The organism is Rubripirellula obstinata, assembly GCF_001642955.1.
Classification (GTDB): Bacteria; Planctomycetota; Planctomycetia; order Pirellulales; family Pirellulaceae; genus Rubripirellula; species Rubripirellula obstinata.
The window spans coordinates 1-1,314 of the sequence record NZ_LWSK01000288.1; the positions used below are offsets into that span (position 1 = coordinate 1).

General features: G+C 50.8%; 1 protein-coding gene. It reads right to left on the reverse strand.

Annotated features, from left to right (window positions below):
- Positions 1 to 136 precede the first annotated feature (136 nt).
- Positions 137 to 916: an IS5 family transposase gene (locus RC85_RS25845; protein ID WP_068267841.1), complete on the reverse strand. Its 780-nt coding sequence runs from the start codon at positions 914 to 916 to the stop codon at positions 137 to 139.
- Positions 917 to 1,314: the final 398 nt, after the last annotated feature.

Here is a 1,314-nt window from a genome sequence, read left to right on the forward strand (position 1 = left end):
ACTCGATCATGTCGTTTGCGGACGGTCGCTACATGCTGGATTTTCGCGGGGCCGGAATTCCAGCCGACGAACAGATGTTGATTCAGTTGCCAGACGAAGTTGCTGCTGCCGACGGATCTGAGAGGGTGTTTTAAAATTATTTTTCCAGCCTGTTTAGCATGAATTGAATCATTGCGATTCGTATGACAGTTTCGCTGTTTTGAGTCAGTCTTTCATAGTCCTTTGAGAGCCTTCTGAATTTTCCAAGCCATGCGAAAGTCCGTTCAACGATCCATCGCTTGGGTAAGACAACGAACCCTTCGGCTTCGACCGGACGCTTAACGGTTTGCAAGATGACACGATACCATTGCTTCAGGAACTCCGGCAAATCAGCCCGCCCGTAAATCGAGTCCGCGAAGATGACTCGAAGCCGACGAAACTTCTGTCTGATGTTTTCAAGAACAAGATGTGCACCTTCGTAGTCTTGTAGATCGGCCGAGTGGACAACAACGACCATCACAAGCCCCAACGTATCCACCAGGATGTGACGCTTTCGTCCGGTAATTCGTTTCGCCGCGTCATACCCGCGTAATTCTCCTCCTTCAGCACTGCGAATGCTTTGCGAATCAATGATGGCTGCTGTTGGCGTTGGCTTCCTGCCTTCTTTGCGGCGTACCTTTTCGCGAAGACGATCGTGAATGCGTTGCCATGTCCCATCAATACGCCAAGCTCGATAAACTCCATAAACCGTGTTCCAATTCGGAAAGCAGTCCGGAAGCAACCGCCACTGGCAGCCCGTTCGACACCAATACAATATCGCATCGACAATTTGACGCCGATCGATTCGTTTGCGGCCGCGAAGTTTTGCTGGCGGAATCAGACGACGAAGCAATCGCCATTGATCATCACTGAGACTGCTGGGATACTCAATACTCATCGCTACGGCTCCTTCCGTTTACGGTTTAAATGCAAACGGGGCTGTAGCGATTTTTTCAACTCAGAGCAATTTCAAAACACCTTCTAAGGCGATTGGTGGCTGAAGCTCGTCGCGGATGTGACTCGGGTATCTTTGTGAGTTCGCGGTTACCCGAAGACGGAAAAGAGGGGGCCAATTTCTGAACTGTGTCCCGCATCCCCTTTTGGTTGCCTTTCATGAGTATGTTTGTTTTCTCATCGTTTTCGCTCTGCTTGCAACATCCTCATCATTGCTGGGACAAGGATTAGCCGACGGCGCTAGCCCCGGTTGACGGTGTGGAATCCAAACCGCATCAGGGTGCGTAAACAAACCGCGGCTAGCGCCAGTCGGCTGATTTGTCTTGCCAGCAGTCGCTTGAA